We start from the raw sequence: 5067 nt of genomic DNA, 5'->3' as shown, positions 1-5067 counted from the left end.
GGGCCGCGGCTTTGCGCGCGGGCGTTCCCACGACCTCGCGGTAACGCTCGTCGGCCTCGGCGGCCTCGCTCGCGATCTCCTCCGCGCGGCGCAGGTGGCGGGTGAGCGACTCTTCGGTGTGCCGCCACTGCACGATCTCGCCGGTCGGCAGGTGGTGGAGCTCGACCGTGCGGCAGGGCGTGCGCATCATGGTGGAGGCGGCGATGGCGTACGCGGCCAGGGCGAGCGACGAACGGGCGTCGTCCTGGGTGAGCGGGCGGCGGCCGGTCTTGTAGTCGACCACGACGAGTTCGTCGCCGCGCCGGTCGAGCCGGTCGATGCGGCCGGACAGGGCGACGACCTTCGTGCGGGTGGCGACCGTACGTTCGACGCCGACCGGATCGTCAGCGGGATCTAAAGTCGCAACATATCCGGACACGAGGTCGCGAGCGCGCCCCAGCCACCGGCCCGACTGCTCCGCGTCCTTGAACCCCTCGGTGATCCAGCCGTTCGTGAGGAGCACGGCCGCCGTCAGCGGGGTCCTGCGTTCGTACGGCTCCCGCCACCAGCCCGCCAGCGCGTTGTGCACGCTCGCCCCGACGCTGTTGTGCGCCCAGGCGGGACCCTTGGACGGCTGCGGCCGGTCCAGATAGGTGAACCGGTAGCGGCGGCGGCAGTCGAGCCAGGCGTTCAGCCGCGACGGTGTGCAGGAGTAGAGCCGCCGCGGCATCCCTTCCAGCGGAAGCTGCGTGTTCATCCGCCCCCGCCCCGCGAGGACGCCGGGCGGAACCGGACCACCCTGCTCATGGCCTCACTCGTCGCCGGGCCCGAGGCGGATGCCGGAGATCTTGGTGCCGTCGGTGAGCGGGCCGTCGTCGGCGGGCTCGGTGTCGACGCGGGTCAGCGACCCGGACACCCAGTCGTCGAAGTGCGGCTCCAGGTCGCCGACCGTGACCTCGTCGCCGTGGGCGGCCAGGATCCGCGTCTCGCCGGGCAGCGTGAACAGCCGCCCGCCGATCGAGGTGAGCTGGTCGGCCAGTGCCGGATATTCGCCGCCCAGCTTGCCGGGACCGTCGGCCTGCAGGGCCTTGCCGGTGAACACGGCTCCGAGCCCCTCACAGTAGAGCGACACGCCGCCGGGCGTGACGCCGGGGGTCTCCATGACGTCGAGTTGGACGTCGGCCACCTCGAAGACGCCGTCGTCCTCCATGTCGATGTCAGGCCAGGTCTCCGACCAGGTCTCCCGCCACAACGGCTTGTCCTTGGGGTGCAGGGCGACGACGGCCTCGTCTCTGCTGGCCACCTCGATGGAGGCGCCGACGTGGTCGGGCAGGCCCGCCGTGCAGATGACGGCCAGCACCTCCCGCTCGCCGACCTGCTCAAGGATCTTGTCGGCGTCACGCGCCGCGTCGATGACGATCACTTCGTCGTCGTCACCCACGATCCAGGTGTTGTTCTCGACCTTGTGCTCGGTGCCGTCGATGTCGACGACGCCCTCGGTCACCACTCGCTCGATACGCGCTGTCACGCCTCCGCACTCTAGCTCCTCTGCAGGAGAGCGCGAATCGCCGTGGCCCGTCCTAGGTGTCGAGTCGGGGAGAGAACGCACCGAAAGGGACATCAAGGTCGTGATCCCGCGCGTCGATCAGCGACAGTTCGGACAACGCGATGAGGCAGCCGGCGTCGGCCGGCCAGACGATCGTCCACAACCAGTTGCCCAGCGCCTCACCGGCGTAGACGGCGCGGTCGGCCTGCCCGTTCACGCACCACATGGCGGTGGGGTGGCCGAGCACCTGGATCTTGGCGTTCGGCGGGCCGGCGTCGAACCCCGCCCCCGGGTCTGGGCCGTCGAGCCCGGCGTACGCCGCCCCCAACCCGATGCCCGGCTCCTCCGCGATGACGAGCAGGTCGGCAGGCCCTTCGGTGAGCGAGGGCCCGCTCAGCGCCACCACGCTGGCGCGGGCGCCGGTGCGCTGGTCGCCCACCTCGCCGAAGCCGGTCACCAGCCACCCCGCCGGCAACGGCCAGGGCAGCCACACGGGGACGACGGAGCTCTTGCGGATGGCCTCCAGCGCCGTATCGGTCGGCGGCCACGGAGGCTGATAGGGCAGGACATCCCCGTGCGTGTCGCATCGATACGCACTCGACCAGGCGCTCGGCTCGTGAAGCCGGCCAGAACACCGTGGGCAGGTTGCAGCCGCTCTCACAGCTACCCACGGTGCTTCCTGTCTCGGCGTTGCGTCAAGGGCACTTCTCGTTATCTCGTCGTAATCTTGGTCATGTGCGCGTAAATTGCGTTGGTGCAGTGATTTTCGATGCTTTTGACCGAATCCTGCTTGTGCGGCGGGGACATCCGCCCGGCATGGGCCTGTGGTCCATCCCCGGAGGCAGGCTGGAACCCGGTGAGACCGACGCCGCGGGCCTGCGGCGCGAGGTCCAGGAGGAGACGGGGCTGCACGTGGAGGTCGGCCGCCTGGCCGGCACGGTGGAACGACCGGGGCCGGGCGGGGTCACGTACGTGATCCGCGACTACCTCGCGGCCGTCACCGACGGGACCCCCGCGGCCGGGGACGACGCCGCCGACGTGCGGTGGTGCGGCATGGACGAACTGGCCCGGCTGCCGCTCACGGAGGGCCTGCTCGACACGCTCTCCGGCTGGGGTCTGCTGCCCCGCTGAGCGGGTGGACCCACCGTCCCCCTACCTGCTGGCGGACAGGCTGGAGGTCCACAGGATGAGATGGTCGGCGTTGTACGTCGTGGACCGGCCGAGCGCCACGACCTCCGCCCCCGAGTCGTCCGCGCGCGAGACCGCCACCGCCGACAACCACTGCGTGCCCCGCCCCGCCAGCCGGTCCTTCGTCAGCGCCATCCGGTTCCACGACAGGCCGTCCTGCGAGGTCCAGGCCGCGCTGTCGCCCTCGCCGGGAGCGCCGTGCCAGCCGACCGCCACCAGGCCCTCATCGGCCGCCGCCAGGTCGTAGACCGCCGCCGCCTGCTCCGCGGGCAGCCAGGCCGTACGCCACGTGGCGCCGTCGTCGTCGGAGGCGGCCGCGAACGCCCGCCGCGCGCCGTCGACCAGCGCCGTGCCGATCGCGACCATCTTGCCCTGGTACGAGGTGACCCGCCGGAGACCGGCCGAGGTGGCGCCGGGCGGGGACACCGGGTCGCGAGCGGTCCAGTTGACGCCGTCGTCCGAGTGCCACACGACGCTGTTCTCCTGGTCGGCGGCGCCCGAACCGCCCACGGCCACGAAGCCGTCCGAACCGGCGACGGCGTCGTGGATGTGCACCCCCGAACCGCCGTGCGGCAACTTCTCCGACCTGGTGAACTTGCGCAGGTCAGGAGTGAACCACACGGCCGCCCTCGACACGCCCGCCTGGTCCTTGGACTCGCCCGCGAGCACGTAGCCCTGTTCGCCGGCCGTCACCACCTGCGTCGTCAGGTAGGGATGGTCCCGCTCACGGGCCAGGTCGCCGGAGGCCTCGATCCGCTTCCAGCTCTCGCCGTCGGGGGAGGTCACGAGGAGGGGGTCGGTGACGGCGACGTTCGTCTCGGTGGCGCCGACCGCCAGCCAGCCCCGCTCCCCGTGCGCGACGTCCCCCAGCGACTGCCTGCCCGGCCCGCCGAGGCTCATCGACTTCCAGCTCTGCCAGTTTTTGATCGTCCACAGGCCGGCGTCGCCGGATGCCGCGCCGACGGCGACGTACCTGCCGGAGAAGCTGGTCAGCGCGGTCGTCTCGCGCGCGATCCGCGCCAGCCCCTCGACCTCGCCGAGCTTGACGCGCGCCGCCTCGCCCCGCGCGGGCGCGGCCATGAGCACGAGCTGGTTGTCCACGTCGGACGCCGCCTGGTCGCCGCCGGCGAACAGGGTGCCGGCGTCGGAGATCGTGAACCCGCGCAACGTCGCGCCGCTCAGGTCCGCGAAGTCGGCCCGTTTGTTCCAGTCGCTGCCGTTGGCACTCGTCAGCACGGTGTACTTGCCGAGGCCCGCCTGCGTGATCGCCGCGACGCCGGACTTGTGGGAGATCAGCGACTCCACGCCGGGGCTCTCGCCGCTCAGACCGCCGATGGTGCCGCACTGCTTCCACTCCGCCCCGGTCGGGGAGCAGTAGACGCGTACGTCTCCCGTGACCGTGCGCTGCCGCGTCGGCACCAGGACGAACTGCTTGGGCAGCAGGCCCAGCGTCCCGGTGCGCGGCAGGGCCTCGGGGAGCTGGAAGCCGGTCGCCTGCCAGTGACGCCCGCCGTCGGCCGAGCGCAGCACCCGCGATCCCTCGCCGACCGCGGGTTGCCCGATGGCCACGACCGTGTCGCCCTTGGCCACCACGGCCCTGATCTCCCGTACTTCCAGCCCTCTGGTCTCGACGCGCTCCCAGCGGGCGCCGTCGTCCGAGCGCCAGGCCGCGGCCCCGGAGCCGCCGTCCTCCCCCGTCGTATGCCCCACCGCGACGAACCCGGAGGCCGTACGCGCGATGTCGTGGATGTGGTCACCGGCCCGGAACGCGTCCGGGCCCGGCCGCTCGACGGCGGTCCAGCTGAACCCGTCGGTGCTGGTCCACAGGCCGCGCTCGCCCGAGGAACCGTCGCCGCCGCTGGCCAGCCAGCGCCCGTCGCCGCCGACCACCCGCTGGACCGTGGGCGTGGAGACGCCGCTCACCTGGCCGAGCTGCCAGGTCTTGCCTCCGTCCGGCGAGAACAGGAACAGGGGGCGCGGCGTGGGGCTCGTCGTGTCGCTACCGACCGCCACCACGGCGCGGCCCGCCGAGGCCATGTCGTTGAGCTTCTGGTTGACGCCGTCGCCCGCCGCGGGAACGGTGAACAGCTCGTCGCCCGAACGCCCCATGCCCGCCTCCAGGCGCAGGCCGGACGCCTCCTCGCCGCTCCACTGCCACACGAGCACCCCGGTGGCCACGAGGACCGCCGCGGCCACGGACAACACGATGGGGGTCGCCCTGCTGCCGCGGCGTACGGGGCCGGCCCTGCGCATGGCGGCCGGCGCCGGGCCCCTGTGGTGTCTGCCGCTCGATCCCTGGGGGCGGGGAGGCCCGGTGGCGACCAGGAGGTCGGGGCGCGTGCTGTCTCTTATAC

The 5067-nt window shown here is 72.4% G+C and carries 5 protein-coding genes; 1 reads left to right on the top strand and 4 read right to left on the bottom strand.

All coding sequences use genetic code 11. The annotated features are described in order from the left end of the window. The 3 genes from E1267_RS42500 to E1267_RS42490 form a co-directional block, all read right to left on the bottom strand. Positions 1-736: RecB family exonuclease (locus E1267_RS42500; protein ID WP_132341804.1), on the bottom strand; the 736-nt coding region annotated here is incomplete at its 3' end. A gap of 54 nt (positions 737-790) precedes the next feature. Further along, positions 791-1507 carry an MBL fold metallo-hydrolase gene (locus E1267_RS42495; RefSeq protein ID WP_165960111.1) on the bottom strand — a complete coding sequence of 239 codons (717 nt, stop codon included), beginning with the start codon at positions 1505-1507 and terminating at the stop codon, positions 791-793. Between the two features lie 52 nt (positions 1508-1559). Continuing rightward, positions 1560-2186, bottom strand: coding sequence for a DUF6758 family protein (locus E1267_RS42490; RefSeq protein WP_165960110.1), 627 nt, complete (start codon positions 2184-2186; stop codon positions 1560-1562). 74 nt (positions 2187-2260) lie between these two features. Here E1267_RS42490 and E1267_RS42485 point away from each other — a divergent pair, with 74 nt between their 5' ends. Next, positions 2261-2656 (top strand): NUDIX hydrolase, encoded by a 396-nt coding sequence (locus E1267_RS42485; protein ID WP_132341802.1) that lies wholly within the window; start codon positions 2261-2263, stop codon positions 2654-2656. Between the two features lie 21 nt (positions 2657-2677). On the opposite strand, the gene E1267_RS42480 is transcribed toward E1267_RS42485, so the two are convergent. Then, positions 2678-5067, bottom strand: a 2390-nt coding sequence (locus tag E1267_RS42480) for a WD40/YVTN/BNR-like repeat-containing protein (RefSeq protein ID WP_220449938.1), incomplete at its 5' end; no start/stop codon positions are given.

This window comes from Nonomuraea longispora (genome assembly GCF_004348345.1).
Taxonomy (GTDB): Bacteria; Actinomycetota; Actinomycetes; order Streptosporangiales; family Streptosporangiaceae; genus Nonomuraea; species Nonomuraea longispora.
The sequence above is the reverse complement of the archived record's forward strand: the minus strand, read 5'-3'. Positions and strand labels throughout refer to the sequence as shown.